Genomic DNA, 20,322 nt, shown 5'->3' on the forward strand with positions numbered 1-20,322 from the left:
TTTTAGGAATAGTCATTGCATTTAAAGTGAATTTAATGATTTTTTATAATAAGTTTCTTTTATTACATGGAAAATTATTAAATTTGCATCAGAATTTAATTTAATAATTGTAATATGAATAATCTGAATAGGCTAAAGGCAGCTCTTGCTGACGCAGGGCAAACAAACAAGTGGTTGGCAGAACAATTAGGGAAAGACCCTGTAACCATATCCAAATGGTGTACAAATACGGTTCAACCCGACTTGTTAACGTTGTCAAAGATAGCAGAGTTGTTAAATATTGATATTAGAGAATTATTAGTTGGAAAGAAAAAAACTTTTTAATGTTATAAGCGAACATTGAGTTCGCTTCATATCTGTATCTTTGTACCCAAATGATAAACAATTTATTTTATGGCATATATTTTATAGCAGTTCGAAATGAATTGTATCATTGAATTAAATTATCCATCTTTCTTAACTCACATGACTGATTCTATGTCTGAAGATTACAATAAAGAACAAGATTCTCAGTTAGCTAAAGCTATAGAGGAATGCAAAAAAGTCGCAGCTTCAAGTTCTAAAGAGGCGAAGGAAAACGTTGCATTCATAAAAGATTCAATAGAAAAGGCTAACAAGGAGATTGTTTCATGTATCAAAGAAATATCTAAACAAAAGATACGTGATGAGGAGATTCTAACTTCTTTGAAGAAACAACTGACCAAGATAAAAACAACTTTCGTTAGTGAATATGATGAGGTTGAGCAACTTGTGGATAAAAAAATCAAGGAAGCAAACAAGTTCAACATCACCTTATTTGGCAGAACAAAAGTAGGCAAGAGTACCTTGATGGAAATCCTTACCAATGGTAATGGAAGCTCTATAGGCAAAGGTGGACAGCGTACAACCTTGAATGTGCGTCAATATAAGTGGAAAGGACTAACTATAACAGACATCCCAGGAATTGAAGCATTCCAAGGTGACACAGATGACAGATTGGCATTTGAAGCTGCTAAGTCTGCAGACATTGTTGTATTTATGATTTCAGATGGTCAGCCTGAAGCAACGGAAGCCGATTGGTTGGTACGATTGAAAAGAGAGGACAAGCCAATAGTATGCCTATGCAATGCAAAATATACATTGGAAGACGAATTGGACATGGAAATGTTCCTTGACAATCCTGATGAGATCTTGAAAGATAGTAGAATCAAAGAGATTATTGAGCAATTCAACAATTTTGTTAAGGAGCAACTTCCTAATGAACATATAGATATTTATGTCACTCAGCTGCAAGCAAGATATTTGGCTAACAAGAAAGAATATGCACAAAAACGCCAGGCTCTTTTGAAAGCAAGCCGCTTTTATATTGTAGAAAAAGAAATTCAAAAGGTCGTTATTAGAAACGGAATCTCTTTCAGACGTAAATGCTTCTTTTCTATCATCGATAGCCCGTTGTACAGTCAGTCATTGGCTCTATTTGAGAATAGTAATATGGCATATCTTAAATTTTTGATAACCCAAGAAAAGATGTCTGAGTTCTGTAATTGGCAACGAGAATACATTGACGAGGAACGTCCCCAAATGATAAAGCGTGTTGATCAAATCTATGAGGACGTGATTTCTTCTATCCCACATTTCGTTGAGGACAACCTGGAAAGGAATGATTTCGGCGAAAGATGGAAGAAACATGTAGAGTCTATGCGACTGAGCGAAAAAATTCAAGATTGCTATACATCAAGTGTAAAAAAAGCAAAAGACAAAGTCGATCTGTTGTTTAAGGTGCTTGAAACAGAATCAAAACTACAAACAAAAATAATATCTGACATAAGTTCCGACCAAAAAGGGTCTGATATTGCTAATTGGAAGAGAAGGTGGGGATGGGCCAGTGCAGGCATAGGCGCTGCTGGTTCTGTGGCTGAAGTAGGATTGCTTGTTGCTGTTCATGTTTACGGAGTTGCAGCAGCTGCAGCAGCCATTCCAGTCGTTGGTTGGATAGCTGCTGGAGGCGCATTATTATTTGGAATTTTCTCATGGCTCAGTGATTCAAGAGAAATGAAATTAAGAAAGGCACGAGTAGAACAAGAACGCTCATTAAGGCACAGTCTGATAGATAATAAACGTACGACAAAAGACAAAATGTATAAAGCATTTAACTCTGACGTAATATCAGGACTATTGTCTGATTCATACAATAGATTTAGTATAATCAATACAACTCTACTTACACTCGCAAATAGCCAGCGCGAATTAGGGTTGCGGTATTTGGAACACCATACTACTATATCTAAGAAGATTATAATTTCTGCACTCTATGATCTGGGAATCAGGACATCAGCTCTTGACCACATAGATTTTGTTGCACGTATACCGGGAAAGAAGACTGTTATAGGATGTAGTGATGAATCGCTAAAAAAATTGTCTGCCAGAATTTCCGAAAAAATTGGCAACAAAGAAGAAGTTAGAATATTCAATAGAAGTTTAACTGGTAATATAGAAAATCAACTTCGTATTTTAAAAGGATATTTTCATTTGCAAATTCCAATGAAGATTAAGTTCATTGAGAAAGATGACTTTAAGCAGAAAGTTGTTTATATCCCAATAGATACAAACTTGTCGGCAGAGAATGAAACAAACCTGCTCTTGCTTCAACAGATATTGAATGTACACATAATAAAACGTTAAAGACTTTTATATATGCAGAAAACTTATTTTGAAAAATACAATTCCGAAGCACAGGAATTGTTTAAGGAAATAAAGGATGTTCTTCACAACTCGGAGAATCCGGAGGTGAAGTCAAAAGCCTCACAGATTCCTTCCAGCTTGTATAGTGACAACAAAAAAATTAACGTGGTTTTTGCAGGTCAATACAGTGCAGGCAAATCATCCCTCCTCTCTATCTTGACAGGAAAAAAACTGGCAGTAGGAGGTGGCATCACAACTGCTGAATGTCAGTCGTTTGATTGGCAAGGCGTGCATGTTACCGACACTCCGGGCATTCACACTCAGAACAGACCTGATCATGATGAGATTACTTACAAGGAAATTTCTAAGGCAGACCTTATTGTGTTTGTTCTTACAAGTGAAGGATTCTCCAGTCATCTTGCCGAGCATTTCCGTAAATTAATCAATGAGAAAGGCAAAGGACACGAGATGATGCTTGTAGTCAACAAGATGGACCGGACTGCAGGTGGGAACACGCCCGAACAGCAGAACGTACTGATTAAAAAAGATATAGAGCCTGTTATCGCTCCTTATTCCGTTGATGACATGTACACGACATTCATCTGTACCAACTGGTATATGCAGGCCTTCACTCCTAAATATGAAAAATATCAGGAGAAACTGATTAGTAAAAGTGGCATGCAGAACCTAATAGACAATCTTAATCGTTTTATATCAGATAAAGGTTTATTGGGTTCTATGACCACATCACTCTATGAAACAGAGAAAATCCTCACAGACATTGTCTCCAGCATGAAGACTGGTGATGTCATAGTGGATGGCTCTATACATATGTTAAACGAGAAAAGACGTATTCTCGAAGAGTCCAAGTCACGTATTAAGGAAAAAGTGTCTATGGCTGTTCGTGATAATTCGTATAAAGTACAGTCATGGGGAAACGAGATTGCTAACAAACTGACAAGTACTCAAAAACAGGACGAGACCAACAAGATGCTTGCGGAAAAACAGGCTGCCGTTGACCGTAGCACAGAAGTTCTTACAGCAGAAGTTGAGAAAATATTAAATCTTGAAGCAAAAAGTCTTCAGAAGAAAGTTGAGGATCTTTCAAAAACAGAATTTGCACGTGACTTGCAGACTGCGATGGAGAACCGCATAAAGAGCTTAAACATTTCAGACAATACTCGCCGCAATTTGGAAAAGGCTAGTAGCTATATGAAAGACATCGGAACAAGAATTGCATCAATGTCAGTCGGTCCTAATGCTGGCAATGGGTTTTCATCAATTTTTAAGACATCCACATATTCTGGTTCAAAACTACATGATGCAGTACTTACCGTAGGGCATTTCTTTGGACATAAATTCGAGCCATGGCAGGCAGTTAGATGGACTAAGAATATCGCAAATGGTTCACGTGTTTTAGGTGTGGTAGGCTCTGTGCTATCTGTTGGTTTGCAGATTTACAATGACAAACAAGAGGACAAGATGGAAGCACAACTCGCCGAAGGAAGAAATGAAATTCGCTCATGCTTCCGTGATGTGTCAAATGTAATTGATCTTGAATACGACAAGGCAACAAACACATGGATTGAGAAGAACATCAATCCACATATCAAGCAAATAGACCATGATATAGAAGAGATTAACAATAACATCGATACGGCAAACGAACACTATGTAAAATTGAGCAATTTACTGCAAAGGGTGAGAAAACTAATTTCGAACATTCAGACTGCCGTTTAAAAAAGGTGTTGCTAGGCAAATGTATACCCTGATTTGGAAAACCACTGGTTTCAGACTGTAGCTGCTGACTGTGGTTATGAGTTAGAAGATCACCACTATGCATTGGCCGGTGCAGAAGTATGTGCGTGGATTGAGAGAGAAATATTGCAAAATATAAAATTAATAACTGACTCAGCACAATTCATTAATAATAAGTGTATGAAGCTAATAAGAAAATCACTTGATCAGCTTATAAAGGAGAAGTATGATTTCTTTATACCTGATTATCAAAGAGGTTATAAATGGACAAGAACGGAAGTCCTTAAACTTCTCAATGACATTTGGGACTTCAAGTTAAACCATAGCGATGATGACGATAGCGATAGCGATTTCTATTGTCTCCAACCTGTTGTGGTAAAACCAAAGGATGGAAAATACTATGTAATTGACGGACAACAGCGGCTAACTACGTTGCTCATCATTCAGCAGGCCATAAAAGATTATGGCGTGGCTAAGTTACATTATAATGTGTTAGCAAATCATCCAGAATTAGCATCAGAACTTATGCCTACTTTAACAGATGCCACATACACCATTGAATATCAGACAAGAAATAAGAGTTCTGTTTGGTTAGAGAGTAGATGTAATGAAGATGAGATGCAAAAAAATAGCGACTACTTCCATATATTCCGTGCATACAATGCTACTTTAGACTTCCTGAAGTGGATTGATGCTGACACTCCGGATGATTATACCTTAGACAATCTATCCTGTCCAGAGAGTAAAAAAAGAATCAATGCAGTAACAGAGTTTGAAACTTGTATAAGGAGCAAATGTCATGTTATATGGTATGAACTAGACACAGAAAATGAAAATGACCATGAGATATTCGACCGTCTTAATACAGGAAAGATACCTCTCACCAATGCAGAACTTATCAAAGCAATGCTATTGCAGGAAGGCAACTTCCCTTCTTTATCTGATGATGTTAAGATTAAAAGTGAGGATTATAGAACTAATTTGGCAAGACAGTGGGACGAAATAGAAAGAAAGCTGCAGGATCCTTTTTTCTGGGATTTCATATACGACAATAATGTAGGGATGTCGTATGAGACTCGTATTGAGTATCTATTTGACCTACTAGCAAATAAGGAGAAATCGAATAGTGATAGGTATTATTTCACTTTCGAGTTTTACGATTCACTTTTTCAAAATAATAAAGAGAATGGCGATGATGCTATTGAATTTGTAAATAAGGAATGGAAGCGAGTACGAGAACTTATACAAACCATGCAAGACTGGTATGATAATAAGACATATTACCACTATATTGGTTATCTCATATCTCAGGGGCACTCCGTGAATGAAATAAAGAACATTCAGTTTCCACAAGACAAAGATGGCAAGGCTCTACCTGTTCCGAAGAAGGCGGAATTTATTAAAAAGCTTGAAGAGCTTATTCGCAAACAAACTTCAAGTTATGAGTCAAAGCATCTTATGAAGAGCCAGAAGGGGCTAACTCCAACTTTATTACTTTTCAATGTCTTGACAGTACTTGATAATTCTGAGAAGTCTGATCGTTTCCCATTCCATTACTATAAGCACACTCCATGGAATGAGGAACATGTTGCTCCAAATACACCTTTTGATCCAAACAAAAAGTCTAGATGTTTCCAATTTGCAGCACAAATGCTAGAGTATTATACAGACATCAGCTATTTTGAAGTAATTGAAGATTTGACCGCAACTAACATCAAAATACCAAAGAATGAACGTAAGAGCAATGAACAATTGGTGTCAGAGGCAATAGATATTGTTAAGCCTAAGTATGAGGAATATATATCCCAGATGGAAGATTCAAGCATCTGTAAAGCACTTTTTAAAATTTTCCTTGCTAGGGGTAAAGAACAAGAAGAGTTGTCTCAATACGTTTTCAGTCAAATTGTTGATTCGATGAACATAAAAGATTCTACGCTAAACGAGGAAGACGACCGAAGGGATTTTATTTGGAATCAAGTGTTGCTTGATGAAGGGACGAATAAGAGTTATGGCAATGCAATATTCCCATATAAACGTATGCGTGTTATTAAAAACATAACACGTGGTGTATTCGTTCCTATCGGTACGTACAATGTCTTTGTGAAAGCTTATAGCCATCGAATGACAAATATGCTAGAGTGGGATGAAAATGACGCTTTGAGATATTTGGCTGAGATATTTAATACTTTGAATAGGTCAGGACGTAAATTCCTAAACAAAGAACTTCTTATTCAAAACAATTTACCTGAGTATGTAAAGTGTAATGAATTATTAAAACTGATTAGACATGAGCAATAAGATATTTAAAGAAAGTGATATTCAACAAGGTAAGAAAAGCTGTTTGTGGCATCTTACCACGGAGAATGCAATAGTAATCCCTATTATTCAGCGTGATTATGCTCAAGGAAGAAGTAACGATGATGTTCGTCAAATACGTGAGCCTTTCTTAAAGAAATTGTTTGAAGTATTAGATTCCAAAGAAGGAAAACAAGAGTTAGATTTTATCTATGGCTCGTTGGAAAAGCCTAAAGATATTTCTCTCAAAAATGTAAATTACGAAAACTTTGTGCCTCTTGATGGCCAGCAACGTCTAACAACACTTTTTCTTCTACATTGGTTTCTTTCCATATGGAATGATGCTTCTTTCCGGCTGATGCGTATGCATTTTATCGGCAGATTCTCTTATATGACTCGTTTAAGTTCTACAGAATTTTGTGAGAGAATTCTTGAATATGTCCATCCAAAGGATATAGTGGATAGTATAAATCAGGGAGGAAAGGCACCAATTAGCAAAACACTTAAAAATGAAGGATGGTTCCATGATCAGTGGAAAAATGACCCCACCGTAAGTGGTATGTTAACCATGCTTGATACAATATCATATCTTTTTAATAACATATCAAGAGGTATCAATAGAGAAGTAAAGGCAAAAGCATTCTTCAAAAGACTAATTTGTAAGGATGTTGAAGATGTTGCTATCACTTTTAACTTACTATATCTTAACAAAGGGGATTTCCATCTTTCAGATGAGTTATACATCAAGATGAACTCTCGTGGGAAACCGTTAAGTGATTTTGAAACTTTCAAGGCTAGATTCGAGTCCTTCATGACAAAGAGTACAAGTGTTAATAGCGACTTCGCAGGAAACATTGATGGCAAGTGGGCTGATGTGTTCTGGAATATGCGAAATAACGTTAGACCAAAGTCAGAAGAGGATAAACCTGTTTACTATAGGGATAACACAGATGGCATGATGATGAATGTTATAAAGGTCGCTCTTGCCAATAAATATGCTATATTAGCAAATAGTAATGATAATGGTCTGGACGAATTGTTTGAAAGTCAGGTGGCAAAGAAGGCTAATCCCAATATGCATCTAACTTTTTACCGTTATACAGAACTCGGTGTCTTTAATGAAGATAAGGATGGTTGCATTTTTGAGGACGAAGAACAAAAGAAACGACATAATAATAATGAAAGCGTATGTCAAAGCGTATATGACGCTTTAAGTTTCATCTGTGACCTTAAAGGCGATTTTGCGGAAAAGTACAAGGTCGATAAAGAGTTCATTAATATTGAAGAACAATTGAATATCATCATGTTCTATGGAATCGATGGTAGAAATAGTAAAATAACCTCCATAACATACCAGACAAGGCTTTTGTTCTGGGCAATGTCTGAGTATTGTGTCAAATTTAAAAATGCAATACAAAAATGTGATGAGGATGGTTATTTGCCTCTCAATAGATGGATGCGTTTCGTGAGAAACATGGTTGAATCAACTGAAATCAATGGTGTTTCTGACATGCAGAAAGCCCTTAAATATCTGAACTTCGTATTTTCATCTATGGGAGATGGGGATATCATCTATTATCTTTCTCATCTCACAAGTTCGTTGGAGTGTACACCATTCCCTCAGTCACAGATAAAAGAAGAAATATTAAAAGCACAGTTAATTGCTTGTGATAATAATTGGGAAAAGTCCATTACTGAAGCTGATAATGTAACTGCTTGGCCTGGTCGTTCTGGATATCTTATGTATTTTTCAGGGTTGTCAGAAAAAAAATATCAAGATATTAGTAAATGGGACACATCGACTCATAAGAAGTACAGGGATTTGTTTGACACCTACAAAAAGAAGATGGATATGTTACTATCTTATCTTGAAAGAACTGAATTCCGAACAGACTGTTTGTTTGAAAGAGCGATGTTGTCACAAGGATGTTATTTTAGGAAAGAAGACAATCGGAGTATTATCTATTCTATGATGGATCAATCCATAAATTCCCGTTCGTACAGTTTTAGGCAGATGGTACAATTCAATGGTATTGATTGCAATGATGATTACTCTATTTATAAGGACGGTGTTGAATGTCTAAAGGCTGTGCTTAATGACAGTAATTGTCTTTTCTCAGATATAGAACAGGTAAAAGAATCACTTCGAAATATTATTAATGAAGCTAAAAAACAAATATTTGATTGGCGTTGGCCACTTCTGGTTAATCCAAGAATATGGCATGAAGCTTGGCAAAGATTTATTTGGCTTAATGATAATGGTACTGCTTGGGTTGTCAGGCAAAAGGGTGGAGGTACCAATCAGTATGAGACATGGTCTTATCATCTACACCTACTCTTGACCGAGAAGGGACTAAGGTATGGCTATTACCCTCATGGTTATCCACGGCATACTGTTTTAACATTTAAGGTGAATGATCAAAAGTATCAACTAATGATTAGACATACTTCTTCGAGGAGATGGCGGTTCGAAATGATAGCAGTTGATGAGAACTGGCAGGCAATTAATGATTTAGATACAAGAAAAGTAATTTGTGGCTTAATGCCAAATAACTCACAAGTATTCTATAAGGATAATATACATGATGCTATTATTTGGGCATATGCAATGCAACAGTTTATCGAAAAGAACTATAAATTAGTATAAGGTCTGCAATCACTAGAATTGAGCATTATAGTTATAGATAAATATCAAAATAATAAGGAATAATAAAACAAAGAAGAAGGCTTACTTGGCCTTCTTCTTTGAAGTTTTCTTCTCCTCCTTCGGAGCTTCTTCCTCCTTGTCGGGAGTCTCATAGAACTTGGTGGCTACCAGCACGATGCGGTTGTGCTTGACACCTTCCTGGTCGCTCCATTCCTCTGGCTTGAAGTAGCCCTCGACTGTGAGCATAGAACCCTTGGAGAGTTTGTCGAATGACTCAGCGTTCTCGTTCTTACGCCATGCTTCCACATTGACGAAAGCTGAAACGCGGTTGTTTTCCTCGCCGTTCTTCTCATTACGGCCGATAGCCAGTGAGAAACGTGCTACAGAAGCGGTTGTGAACTGACGGATTCCTGCATCCTTACCTACGAAACCTGTTACTGTGAAATTGTTCTCGATCTTTTTCATTTTTTTGAATTTTTAGAAGTGATACATTTATTTTTTACGTTGCTTTAAGAGTTGGCAAGGGAAGTATGGGAATGCAAGGAATTACCGAATTGTTTCACCCTTGGGCCGTGAAAAGTTTTTATTGGCTGGCACAGACGGCAAAAAGTTTTTGAAAAAATTCAGGGAATAAGTCTCTGGTACTTGCAGAATACGGCTTGCACTAACTTTGCGACGGAAAAAGTAAGTGTACTCGCTTCGCCAGGAAAAGTCAAAGATGAAGAAGTCGGAATAAGAACAATTCAGTGGCAGATACGAAAAGGAGAATGCAAGGCAGTCACAGCTAAGACCAGTTGCGATCACCATTCATCGGACGGAGAAGGACAGCGAGGAATAGCGTCAGGCTAAAGGAAGGAGAAAGTGGGTGCAAAAAGAACAAAATGCCATTTGACATAATGAAGGGTTATGCCACATACGAATGGGCTACACCAAAGGAAAGGACGACATTACAGGAATAATCTGGCTCGCCATGTTTGGCAGCCTCTATAAGATTTCCAACGAGGATATGGAAGATGAGAAGGAAACGAAAATAGTATAGAAGAAGGTCAAGTGAGCCTTCTACTTAAAGCATTTAGAGGTCAAATAATGCACAAAGTTAATAAATCGTGCAGCTCTTGTGTATATTTTACCTAAATAATTTTGTTGTTCAAAACAATATGTATATCTTTGCAGTGTAAAATTTACCAAAGAACAAAATGGAAGATAAAATGTATAGTTATAAATACCCTCATCCATCTGTCACAACAGACTGTGTGATATTTGGATTTGATGGTACAAAACTTCAGGTTCTGCTTGTGGAAAGAGGTATTGAACCTTACAAAGGGCATTGGGCTTTCCACGGAGGCTTTATCAAGATGGAAGAATCTTGTGAGGAAGGAGCACTCCGTGAACTCAAAGAGGAAACAGGACTGACAGGTGCATACATTGAACAGTTTCATACTTTCAGCGACCCGAATAGGGATCCGCGAGAAAGAGTTATAACTGTAGCCTTTTATGCTCTTGTTAGAATACAGGACGTAAAAGGTGGTGATGACGCAGCAAGAGCCGCATGGTTCGCTCTTGATGCCGTTCCTCAACTGGCTTTTGACCATGATAGAATTTTAAGAGAAGCCCTAAAGCGACTTAGAGAGCGCATCCATTTTGAGCCAATAGGATTTGAGCTGTTGCCAGAGAAGTTTACGTTGAAGCAACTGCAGAACTTGTATGAAGCCATATTGGATGTGCGGTTTGACAGAAGTAACTTCGCTAAGAAGATGCTGCATTTCAACATTCTCAAACAACTGGATGAAACCGTATGGCCTACGTCGAAGCGTGAGGCTTATCTGTATAGTTTCAATGAAGAGAGTTATAATGAATTAAAACAAAAAGGATTCCGGCTGGAATTTTAGAAAGGAGACCCTATTATGAAGAATCTGTTGCTGAGTGCTGCTATCGGCGATATAGCCGGTATGCCTTACGAGTTCAAAGGAAGAACAAAAGACTACAATGCAGTCGATTTGTTGCTTCCGACAAATACATATACCGATGATACTGTATGTACCTTTGCCTGTGCAGAAGCATTATTAAGAGGCTTGAACATGGCTGAGAATCTATGGAATCGGTGTCGAGCCGACTTCTATCGTGGATTTGGCGGACGTTTTGCAAGATGGCTTATAGCAAAGGAAATACAACCGTCTTACCATTCTTATGGCAATGGTAGTGGAATGAGAGTTTCCGCTGCTGGTTTTATGGCAAAAAGTGTCGAGGAGTGTATTGACTTGGCAACAAAGACTGCACTTCCTACGCATGACCATCCAGAAGGTATCAAAGGTGCAGTAGCAACAGCACTTGCTATCTTTTACGGAATGCAAGGCAAGGATAAAGACTTCATCCGTAAGCAAGTGTTGGATGAGTATTATCCGAATTGGTCTGGATTGACGTATGAAGGCATTAAACCAGGATATGGCTTTGATGAAACATGCCAGCAGACTATTCCTGCGGCACTTATCTGTTTCTTGGAAAGCAAGGACTATGAAGACTGCCTGAAACTTGCTATTGCTTTGGGTGGGGATGCCGACACACTTGCGGCTATTTCAGGGCCTATGGCATACGTTTTCTACAAGACCATGCCAGAAGAACTAATTGCCAATGCAAAAGCAAAGCTTCCAGAATGGATGCTTGAAGTGAATGAGGAATTAGACCATTATGTAAATCAATAAAAAAAGGAGAGCATAATATGTACAATAACGTTGATCTGTTCGATTTAGAGAGATTCGTAAAAGCACAAGACACTTACGATTCATACAATATTGCCTTGAAAGAAATAAAGGACGGTTGGAAACAGTCTCATTGGATGTGGTATGTTTTCCCACAAATCCATGGGCTGGGACATAGCAGTACGTCTCAGAAGTTTAGCATCAAGTCCTTGCTTGAAGCCTTAGCGTATCTTAGACATGATACGTTAGGGGAACGCCTATATAAGGTTATGAACGCTCTTCCTGTCCATGGTGATGCTGAAGAGATATTCGGAAAGTTGGATGCCATGAAGCTTCGTTCATGTCTGACCTTATTTGACCTTGTATCTCCTGATGAAATCTTCGCAGATTTTCTGGAGAACTATTTCAACAAGGAGCGTTGTCAGAAAACCCTTCAGATTGTGTCATCAGAGTTGTCCTATTATAAGGGAGACGACGCATTCAGAAGAAACGGAATCCAAAGTGAAGTGCCAAGAGCTTTCCTTGAAGGGATTGATGGCTCAGATAAGCTGACGTATAATAATTGCTTAGGTACACTATTAGATTTATTTGGACGAGGTGAAACCATGCGAATGCTTGTTTCTCGTCATTTGTGGAATAAAGAGGATTTCTCAGTCTATAGAGTATCAAATGTGAAGCTCAGAATCCTGAGCTATATGGAAACCTTCTTCCAGAAGATCGCCGATAGTGCCAAGGATGATGCCTTGTTCAATGAAATGAAAGACATATACAGTCGCTACCAATTGGCAAAAGATAATCAGCTATTACAAATAGCAGATGCCTTTGACGAGTTCTGGAATAAATATAAGAATGACATGCGAGTAAGACCTGTAATAGACTCTTACATAAAAGAGTCTTTATGTATGCCTATAGAACAAGCACCAGGCAGGAAATACAATGGCATTATACGCCCAGAATATACTCCAGTTGCCATCGATTCCTTGAAGTCAGACGAAGTGTTTGTCTTTGGAAGCAACCTTCATGGACATCATGGAGGTGGAGCTGCCAGGGCTGCCATAAACAAGTTTGGAGCTATTTGGGGACAAGGCGTAGGACTTCAAGGACAAAGCTACGCAATACCCACTATGCAGGGTGGTGTGGATACTATTAAGCCGTATGTTGATCAGTTTGTTGGTTTCGCTAAGGAACATACCGAGTTGTTCTTTTATGTTACACGTATCGGATGCGGCATTGCGGGCTTCAAGGATAGCGACATAGCTCCATTGTTTAAAGAAGCAATGGGTGTTGCCAATATATGTCTGCCAAAAGCTTTTGCAGAAGTGTTGAAAGATCCTACAGCAGCGAACATGCCACATGCTCCAAAACCTTACAAGATGATGATGTATGGACAATGCCGCACATTTGCGGATATAGTCAAGACACTGAATGAACAAAAACATTATCATTCCTTTGAGGAACTTTTCCCAGACTTTGGCGCGATTATCGAACAATATCAACACCGAGGCGCAGTAAACCAAGACTCATTAGATGTTATGGAGAGAGTTCTCTATAATAACAAGAATGAGTTGTTTGAAGGCAATAGATTCCACATGGGGAGGTTTGTTGAGAAATTAGAGGCAGCCTTTGATGATAAGGAAAAGTCAGAGATTGATATTATCTTCGCCAATCGCCAAAGAACAAAGTTGCTAATTCTTCTGAAAACGTTGAACGACATCTGTCATTACACAGATGTTGAAGACTTGCGATATGATTTGCTTAGTCTGGCCACTGGACGTTTTAATTGTGGCGACAATAGCTACATGAATGATCCATTACCGAGATTTGGTAATTATCCTATAAACTGGTTCCTTAGTGGATTACAAAAACAATGGGATAATGTAACTGTCAATGGAACATTAGACAATCAGCTTCTCGAACAGATTATGTTCTCCGAACACGCTAAGAGGGTGAAAGACATGGGTATTGATCAAGTCATTGCCTCTGATTTTACCGTAGACAGCGCATGCCATCCAGAGGTTTTCCTTCCCAAGAATCCAGGCACAGCTCCTGTCTATGTGAAAGATGACTTTTCACGTCGATACATAAAGGCATGTGGAGAGGGGAAAGGTCCACGAAGCGGACACGAAATATATGAGATGCAATTGGTCAAGAAAGTTTTAATGCGTGAGGTAAGCAAAGGCAACTATGAAATTCTTAGAGAGCGTTACTATATCCCCGTTGGTACAGTAAAGAAGCCTGTGTTCATAGAATATTATGGCAGGGTTCATTTCGCTTCTTTAGGAGAAAAAAGAAAATTCATCGATGATGTAAGGCGACAGACCAGAGGATGTTGATGTGATTATTTGAAGTGTAATGGAGATTTTTGGAAAAGAAATAGCTGTCAAATCTCATGGCTGTAATGTCATGGACGAGCCAGGTCAACGTATCGCTCCCTCCGTAAACCTGTTTGTAAAGGTAACGAAGGGATGCAATGCGCACTGCAAGTTTTGCAGCAATGCCAATTCAACTGATGCTTCAAGCGTATTCAATATCCCCAAACTGATAACTGTTATTAAAGAACTAAAGGGAAATGGCATATGCATCAATAGAATCAACATTACAGGAGGAGAGCCGTCTGTTGTATCGCCTTTGGTTTATAAGATTCTTGATACTGTTGAGGAAAACTCCTTTGATGACATACATCTTCATCTGAACACCAATGGGCTTCTTCCCCAGTCACAAGAAATGATGCGGCATCCCCGATGGGACAGCATATCCATGTCCCTACATCATTATGATGTGTCAAAGTTGTCAGAGTTATATGGTTGTCGAATACCTGAAAAGGCATTCGACTTTGAAGGGATAGACTTGCAAAAGGTGAACTCCAGTTGCAATCTGGTTAAAGGTTACATTGATAATGCAGAGGAAGCGCACAAGATGCTGGATTTCAACCTCGACCTCGGCATTCCTCGTGTTGGTTTCGTCGCCTTGATGAAGGTGAATGACTATTGCTGGGAACATTTCGTGGATTTGGAAGATATTCATTTGGATAGCATTCCACATGTGTATTTTACAAAATCCATGAATAGAGGGAGCGATTGCAAATGCAGCAACTATCTGTACAATCGTGATTTGAAGATTCTGGAGATATACATGCGCAATTATGCCAACCCAAACTATTGCGAATCATCCCTTGTCTATGATGGCGAGTATCTAAGACAGGGATTTCATCAAGACAACATCATATATTAAGTAGAATGACAATAGCAGAATTATATCAGTCAAGGAAGAATGACCCTTGTTGGAACACTTCCTACCCCATCAGTCCATCTGATTGGGCAGTCTATCGTGTACCAGGTCCTCTTTCTTTTGAGAATGACCACCGATTGTCATTCTATATTCATATTCCTTTCTGCAAGCAACTGTGCTCATTCTGTGAATACACAAGGATGCTCTGTCCAGATGAAAACGTACAACGGGACTATCTGCTTGCAATAGCCAATGATATTGAGCGATTCAAGCAGCAGTACAAAGATGTCACATTGCTTGGCTTTGACATTGGAGGTGGAACGCCGACATCACTATCAGAGAAGAATTTCTCATTGCTGATGCAAATCTATCAGAGAGCTATTTCGGGGGTGGAACTTGATGACCAATATGAGCCAAGCATAGAAGGAACTTTCAACACACTGTCAGAACAGAAGTTGGAAGCAATGTCTAAAAACGGCTTTCACAGGTTGTCTTTGGGAGTACAGTCTTCGTGCAATTCGGTTTTGCACCAGCACCAAAGGGGAAGTTCCAACGAAGCAATCATGTCATCATGGCTGGAGAAGGCTTGGGAAAAAGGAATCAAGAAAGTAAACCTGGACTTCATGTATGGTCTTAACGGACAGAATGAATTAACCATTCGTCAAGACCTTGAATTGATTAGCCGTTTAAGGCCACAGCAGGTTACTCTATATGAGTTGCGAACCAATATGATTTCAGCAAAGGAGTCATTCTCCAAGGAAGAGTTGTTTGACCAATATGTTCAGTATTATGACGGACTCATAGCCTTGGGGTATTATGCTCGGTTTGGACAAAACACATTCTCCGTTGATGCGACAGACGAAGGAGTATCATCATACCTCAGAGAAAGGATGCTCAACGGAGCTGCATACAAAGGTTTTGGCTTGTCTGCCCAAAGCATGAGTTCTTCAGGAATTGCGTATAATGTGGGTAAACTTGCGGTAACACCGCAAAATGAACTCAACAAAAAGGGCTACCCAGAACTATTCACTTATCTTCTGCCGCCAACCGAACTGGCTTCAAAATATATGGCAATATCTGCTTATAATGGTTCATTCTCTATTGCCAGATTAAGAGACTATGGCATAAGTGAAAGGAGTCTGAACGAGATACTTAGTTTCTGTATTGACGAAGGACTCTTGTATAAAGGGGAAAGAGACTGGATGTTCATTACAAAAAAGGGCTTCAAACATTATGGAGCATTGTTCTCTTTGTTTTACGCATCCCATACCGTTTCTGTTGTGTACAAGTAAACAGGTACACAAGGTTACAAAAATATATAACCATCTTCAAGATATGCGTCCTGAGGATGGTTACAGAAGATGATTCTCTTGAATATGTTCAATGAGTCACAAATGAATAACTGACATTAAAGCACTCATCAGATACCTTTAAGGTAGTGATGACTGTTGATTTGTCAGGAGTGGTAAATAGGTATTGAATTTTCTTATCGTCACTGCCAGCCCCAGCCACAAGGGAATAGTGTTCTTTGAGATACTTGATGATAACAGACTTGTTTACACACAACTCTGTATCAATAACAGAGTACAAACCACCTTCATGCTTTGTGAAACTATATATCACACCTGTGGATTCATAAGAACCAGAATACACCAACTGATAGTTTGCTGTTGAGCTTGATTCATTTGTCAGAGTGTAGCCATTCATTGAAGTCGACATGTACGCTTTGACTTCATCAATACCCGAACCTTGGACATGCCAAGGCTCTATCCAATTCGTGATTGTTGGCTTCAGCACTTCTGGCGTGTCAGGAAGAAGTTCATCGTCACTGCTACATGATGTTAGGAACGTGGGAAGAGCCATCATGACTGAGAGGATGGCAAGTGGAATTAATATTTTCATTTTACTTATGTTTTTTGAGTTTTAATTTGTGTACAAGAATACATGTGTACTTGTTTACTTAACCACTTGTATATATGTGTACTTGAAAACAAGTTTACTTGTAGCCTTGTCCACTTGTATAATTGTATTCATGTATATAAGTTTACATTACGTCGGACACTCCTTTTACTTTGATTTTCTTTATTTTACCATGCTTGCTTTCGTAGGAATCAATACCTTGTCGCATCATATATTCCATTAAGGCACGTATAGTAAAGCCTTCCTTACGGGCTATAGCCTGAACCTTATTGGCAAGTTCAGTGGAACAGATAAAAGTGAAGTGTCTTGAAGGTACATCTTTCTTTTTCTCCTTGGATGAAAGAGGAGCCTTGTCAGGTTGAGTCGGCTCTGCAACAGTAATATCTGTAGGTCTTTCTATTGCTTCACCCATGATATTGCTGAGTAAAGCATCCATGTTCTTCTTGCTCATAGTTATGAAATGTTGAATTGTCTGAGTATTTCCTCTGTTAGTTCAAGATAGTCTTTTGCTCCGTTTGAGTTAGGCTCGTATTCAAAGATGCTCTGACCGCTTCCAGCAGACTCTGCTATAGAGATATTCTCTCTGATAATGGTTTTAAAAGTGATGTCAGCGTACCTTTTCTTCAAAGCTTCAGACACGGCTTTATTGAGTTTTCGATGGTTGTATCTGGTGATGAAAACACCGCTTAACTTAACCGATGGTCTTACAACCTTCAATGAACTTACAAAGGAATCGAGCATCTTCATGCCTTTTAGCGGCAAGAGTTCTGGGGTCATTGGAACCAAGATCTCGTCAGCTGCTATAAAGGCATTTGTTGTTACTATGCCTAAAGATGGGGGGCAATCAATAAGAATGAAGTCATAATTGACTTTGACATCAGACAGTGCTCGTGACAGGACTTGCTCTCTGGCAAGCGTATTAGTCATTGCAATCTCGGCACTTGACATTTCCAGGGATGATGGAACAATGTCAAGGTTCGGTTTGACGTTAATGATTGGAATCGCTTTACCAGAGACCAAAGTATCAAAAATACTATCTTCCATTATATCTGCGTTTGGAACATAATAGAGCGTGAGATTACTTTGACCGTCGAGGTCAACCAGCAAAACCTTGTAGCCTTTCATGGCTAAACAAGCACCAATAGCAGCAGTAGATGTCGATTTTCCTACGCCGCCTTTGAAGTTGGCTAAAGTGATGACTTTGTGTAACATAGAAATCTAGTTGTTATTATTATATAAATATGTCCAGATGAATGTTTGTCAACTTGTACACATATATACATGTGTAACCGTGTACAAAGGTATAGTTAAATAAGAAGTAGGCGAAGAATAGCACCTATATAAGAAAAACAATATAGTACTTATATAGCAAGTTCAAAGAAAGAAGAGAGACACTTTACCATTCGGTGTAATAACTCTGGTCGTTGTTCTCACACTCTTCTGCCCATTCCTCATCTGAGTATTCTGTGTGAAGGCATTCGTCAGTGCAGTAGTAGGCAGCACCCATATCGACACAATAGCCTTCACGCATTAGCTTGCCACAGACAGAGCACCTTCTGCAAGTTCTGTCAGTTTTCCACCAGGAATCTGTGAAAGACTCTGCAATTACATTCTCGCTTGTGTTCTCATCCCACTTGTCGAGATAGAAGGACGCAAACTTGTTCAGCTCATCTTCGGTGTAGAGTTCTTTGTCAGTACCGCTAACTGCTTTAGTCAGTCGGTATAGGATTGATTGAATTGTTGTCATACGTTATGGATTTTATGCGATGGTATGCCATCGATTGCGACCGCATACCACCGCTGGTTAGTTATTCAAAAGTAAATTGACGGATATAGAAGTATGTATCATCATCGTCATACTCATATTCATTGATGAAGTTCATCATTTCCTCATCGGTTCGCTCACCTTGCTCGATGTGCATCTTCTCACACCAATCATTGATAGCATCTTTGAGGGTAGTGTAGATGTCATCACAAGCATCCTCAAATGGTTCTCCGCTGGAACTGACTGCTACCTCTTCAGGGAAGAAGTCACCTTCATCATGCACATAATAAACCTCACAGCCGCATTCACAGACTCTGTATGAGATAGAGAGTTCATCCCACAGCAGATGGTTAATCTCCTCGAATAACTCATTGCAAGCATCCCATGCCGTTTCTGTTTCAAAGGAAAGTAGATAGTAGTCATTGTTTGGGTCTTCCTCATATTCTGCCCAATAGATGTGACCACGCACACTGATTTGCTTTGTTTCGTAGTCGATGCCGTAATGCTCTGCCAACTGGTAAAGCCAGATGTTCTTACTGTTCACCTCCATCTTTTGGAGTGTGCTCCACAGGTCGTTCACTGCTTTGCGTGTGCCTGTCACCTTGTAGGTGGTTGTTGCTTGATTTGCCATAATCTCGATGTTTTTTTATTTCCCTACTGTAGATTTCTCTACTTTCGGGAGTGATTAGAAATTATGTTGCTTCACAAGGTGTTGTGACCATCAGCACAAGGTTATGGCTCCAAATACGACCCGAATGGCGTGGAGATTTTGAGTCATACCAACGGATCACCTTGGGTAGATGAAGGCACAACATTTACCTTTGCAACCTAATTTCATCGACTCACGAAAGCAGAAAAGGCAATTGATTATAATTGTGTCCTAAACGAAGAAACCTTATTGGCAGTAGAAGGGGAGGGGAATAGATTGAGGAACCTTTATCTTCAGTAAAAAGAGAAAGGTTTTGAATCGTCAGCCAAACAAGTTTAAGGTTTACGTTTACCCATGTATATATACATGAACCGTTAAACTATAATTGCAAACCAGATTCTACTTGATTTTGGTTTATCTTACCTTATTATATATATAAGAACATCTAAACTTAAACCTAAACTTACAACGCTGAAATCCACCTGTTTTTCTTTTAATTGAAACAAAATTGTGGCAAGAAGGAATGTCACTTAGCCTAAAATTGTTAAAAAAACAAACACATTCTGCAAGAAAAACGGTTCTTCCGTTAAATGCGTAGACGCTTGTCGTGTAGAGCGTATAGCTTTAACGTGAAGAATTCATCATTTCTGAATCCATACATTTGTCTTTTCAGCACTTTAATCTTGTTGTTTATACCTTCAGT

General features: G+C 38.8%; 16 protein-coding genes and 2 pseudogenes. 11 read left to right on the forward strand and 7 right to left on the reverse strand.

Going from position 1 to position 20,322, the window contains the following annotated elements; translation table 11 throughout:
* The first annotated feature begins 114 nt into the window (after positions 1-114).
* The 5 genes from ST42_RS05615 to ST42_RS05635 all read left to right on the forward strand — a co-directional run bounded on the left by ST42_RS05615 (position 115) and on the right by ST42_RS05635 (position 9,361).
* Positions 115-324 (forward strand): helix-turn-helix transcriptional regulator, encoded by a 210-nt coding sequence (locus tag ST42_RS05615; protein WP_042520269.1) that lies wholly within the window; start codon positions 115-117, stop codon positions 322-324.
* Positions 325-477: 153 nt separating this feature from the next.
* Positions 478-2,661 (forward strand): GTPase domain-containing protein, encoded by a 2,184-nt coding sequence (locus ST42_RS05620; protein WP_231556929.1) that lies wholly within the window; start codon positions 478-480, stop codon positions 2,659-2,661.
* 12 nt (positions 2,662-2,673) lie between these two features.
* On the forward strand, positions 2,674-4,401 hold the full coding sequence (locus ST42_RS05625) for a GTPase (protein ID WP_042520267.1): 1,728 nt from the start codon (positions 2,674-2,676) through the stop codon (positions 4,399-4,401).
* A gap of 33 nt (positions 4,402-4,434) precedes the next feature.
* Complete coding sequence (locus ST42_RS14285) at positions 4,435-6,717, forward strand: DUF262 domain-containing protein (RefSeq protein ID WP_042520266.1); 2,283 nt, start codon at positions 4,435-4,437, stop codon at positions 6,715-6,717.
* Positions 6,707-9,361: a DUF262 domain-containing protein gene (locus ST42_RS05635; RefSeq protein WP_044072764.1), complete on the forward strand. Its 2,655-nt coding sequence runs from the start codon at positions 6,707-6,709 to the stop codon at positions 9,359-9,361. Before ST42_RS14285 ends, ST42_RS05635 begins: the two co-directional genes overlap by 11 nt.
* A gap of 81 nt (positions 9,362-9,442) precedes the next feature.
* Here ST42_RS05635 and ST42_RS05640 read toward each other — a convergent pair whose 3' ends face one another.
* On the reverse strand, positions 9,443-9,826 hold the full coding sequence (locus tag ST42_RS05640) for a single-stranded DNA-binding protein (protein WP_042520264.1): 384 nt from the start codon (positions 9,824-9,826) through the stop codon (positions 9,443-9,445).
* 731 nt (positions 9,827-10,557) lie between these two features.
* Here ST42_RS05640 and ST42_RS05645 point away from each other — a divergent pair.
* The 6 genes and pseudogenes from ST42_RS05645 (at position 10,558) to ST42_RS05665 (ending at position 16,577) form a co-directional block, all read left to right on the forward strand.
* Positions 10,558-11,250 (forward strand): NUDIX hydrolase, encoded by a 693-nt coding sequence (locus tag ST42_RS05645; RefSeq protein ID WP_082028046.1) that lies wholly within the window; start codon positions 10,558-10,560, stop codon positions 11,248-11,250.
* A gap of 15 nt (positions 11,251-11,265) precedes the next feature.
* Positions 11,266-12,060 carry an ADP-ribosylglycohydrolase family protein gene (locus ST42_RS05650; protein WP_042520263.1) on the forward strand — a complete coding sequence of 265 codons (795 nt, stop codon included), beginning with the start codon at positions 11,266-11,268 and terminating at the stop codon, positions 12,058-12,060.
* 17 nt (positions 12,061-12,077) lie between these two features.
* Positions 12,078-12,485, forward strand: a pseudogene (locus ST42_RS14290) (DUF1810 domain-containing protein); the annotation flags it as partial.
* 474 nt (positions 12,486-12,959) lie between these two features.
* A pseudogene (locus ST42_RS14295) lies at positions 12,960-13,385 on the forward strand (A1S_2505 family phage non-structural protein); the annotation flags it as partial.
* Between the two features lie 1,024 nt (positions 13,386-14,409).
* The gene (locus ST42_RS05660) at positions 14,410-15,288 is read left to right on the forward strand and encodes a radical SAM protein (RefSeq protein WP_042520262.1); all 879 of its coding nucleotides are present in this window, start codon (positions 14,410-14,412) and stop codon (positions 15,286-15,288) included.
* Between the two features lie 5 nt (positions 15,289-15,293).
* Positions 15,294-16,577 carry a radical SAM protein gene (locus tag ST42_RS05665; protein WP_082028043.1) on the forward strand — a complete coding sequence of 428 codons (1,284 nt, stop codon included), beginning with the start codon at positions 15,294-15,296 and terminating at the stop codon, positions 16,575-16,577.
* An 88-nt stretch (positions 16,578-16,665) separates the two neighbouring features.
* Here the strand turns inward: ST42_RS05665 and ST42_RS05670 are convergent, their stop codons facing one another.
* The 6 genes from ST42_RS05670 to ST42_RS13495 all read right to left on the reverse strand — a co-directional run.
* Positions 16,666-17,187, reverse strand: coding sequence for a hypothetical protein (locus ST42_RS05670; RefSeq protein WP_042520260.1), 522 nt, complete (start codon positions 17,185-17,187; stop codon positions 16,666-16,668).
* Between the two features lie 142 nt (positions 17,188-17,329).
* Positions 17,330-17,656, reverse strand: coding sequence for a hypothetical protein (locus ST42_RS05675; protein WP_042520259.1), 327 nt, complete (start codon positions 17,654-17,656; stop codon positions 17,330-17,332).
* Positions 17,657-17,658: 2 nt separating this feature from the next.
* Positions 17,659-18,417 carry a ParA family protein gene (locus ST42_RS05680; protein ID WP_042520258.1) on the reverse strand — a complete coding sequence of 253 codons (759 nt, stop codon included), beginning with the start codon at positions 18,415-18,417 and terminating at the stop codon, positions 17,659-17,661.
* Positions 18,418-18,601: 184 nt separating this feature from the next.
* Complete coding sequence (locus tag ST42_RS05685) at positions 18,602-18,952, reverse strand: hypothetical protein (protein WP_042520257.1); 351 nt, start codon at positions 18,950-18,952, stop codon at positions 18,602-18,604.
* A 61-nt stretch (positions 18,953-19,013) separates the two neighbouring features.
* Positions 19,014-19,601, reverse strand: coding sequence for a hypothetical protein (locus tag ST42_RS05690; RefSeq protein WP_042520256.1), 588 nt, complete (start codon positions 19,599-19,601; stop codon positions 19,014-19,016).
* Positions 19,602-20,205: 604 nt separating this feature from the next.
* The coding region (locus tag ST42_RS13495) for an ISL3 family transposase (protein WP_042520318.1) at positions 20,206-20,322 on the reverse strand (117 nt) is incomplete at its 5' end.

This window comes from Prevotella pectinovora, assembly GCF_000834015.1.
Taxonomy (GTDB): Bacteria; Bacteroidota; Bacteroidia; order Bacteroidales; family Bacteroidaceae; genus Prevotella; species Prevotella pectinovora.

Excerpts from the sequence above, each read along its gene's own strand:
- ST42_RS05650 (WP_042520263.1), top strand. The coding sequence starts at position 11,266 with ATGAAGAATCTGTTGCTGAGTGCTGCTATCGGCGATATAGCCGGTATG.
- ST42_RS05675 (WP_042520259.1), bottom strand. The coding sequence starts at position 17,656 with ATGAGCAAGAAGAACATGGATGCTTTACTCAGCAATATCATGGGTGAA.
- ST42_RS05685 (WP_042520257.1), bottom strand. The coding sequence starts at position 18,952 with ATGACAACAATTCAATCAATCCTATACCGACTGACTAAAGCAGTTAGC.
- ST42_RS05625 (WP_042520267.1), top strand. The coding sequence starts at position 2,674 with ATGCAGAAAACTTATTTTGAAAAATACAATTCCGAAGCACAGGAATTG.
- ST42_RS05645 (WP_082028046.1), top strand. The coding sequence starts at position 10,558 with ATGGAAGATAAAATGTATAGTTATAAATACCCTCATCCATCTGTCACA.
- ST42_RS05620 (WP_231556929.1), top strand. The coding sequence starts at position 478 with ATGTCTGAAGATTACAATAAAGAACAAGATTCTCAGTTAGCTAAAGCT.
- ST42_RS05680 (WP_042520258.1), bottom strand. The coding sequence starts at position 18,417 with ATGTTACACAAAGTCATCACTTTAGCCAACTTCAAAGGCGGCGTAGGA.
- ST42_RS05670 (WP_042520260.1), bottom strand. The coding sequence starts at position 17,187 with ATGAAAATATTAATTCCACTTGCCATCCTCTCAGTCATGATGGCTCTT.
- ST42_RS05690 (WP_042520256.1), bottom strand. The coding sequence starts at position 19,601 with ATGGCAAATCAAGCAACAACCACCTACAAGGTGACAGGCACACGCAAA.
- ST42_RS05615 (WP_042520269.1), top strand. The coding sequence starts at position 115 with ATGAATAATCTGAATAGGCTAAAGGCAGCTCTTGCTGACGCAGGGCAA.
- ST42_RS05640 (WP_042520264.1), bottom strand. The coding sequence starts at position 9,826 with ATGAAAAAGATCGAGAACAATTTCACAGTAACAGGTTTCGTAGGTAAG.
- ST42_RS05635 (WP_044072764.1), top strand. The coding sequence starts at position 6,707 with ATGAGCAATAAGATATTTAAAGAAAGTGATATTCAACAAGGTAAGAAA.
- ST42_RS05660 (WP_042520262.1), top strand. The coding sequence starts at position 14,410 with ATGGAGATTTTTGGAAAAGAAATAGCTGTCAAATCTCATGGCTGTAAT.
- ST42_RS05665 (WP_082028043.1), top strand. The coding sequence starts at position 15,294 with ATGACAATAGCAGAATTATATCAGTCAAGGAAGAATGACCCTTGTTGG.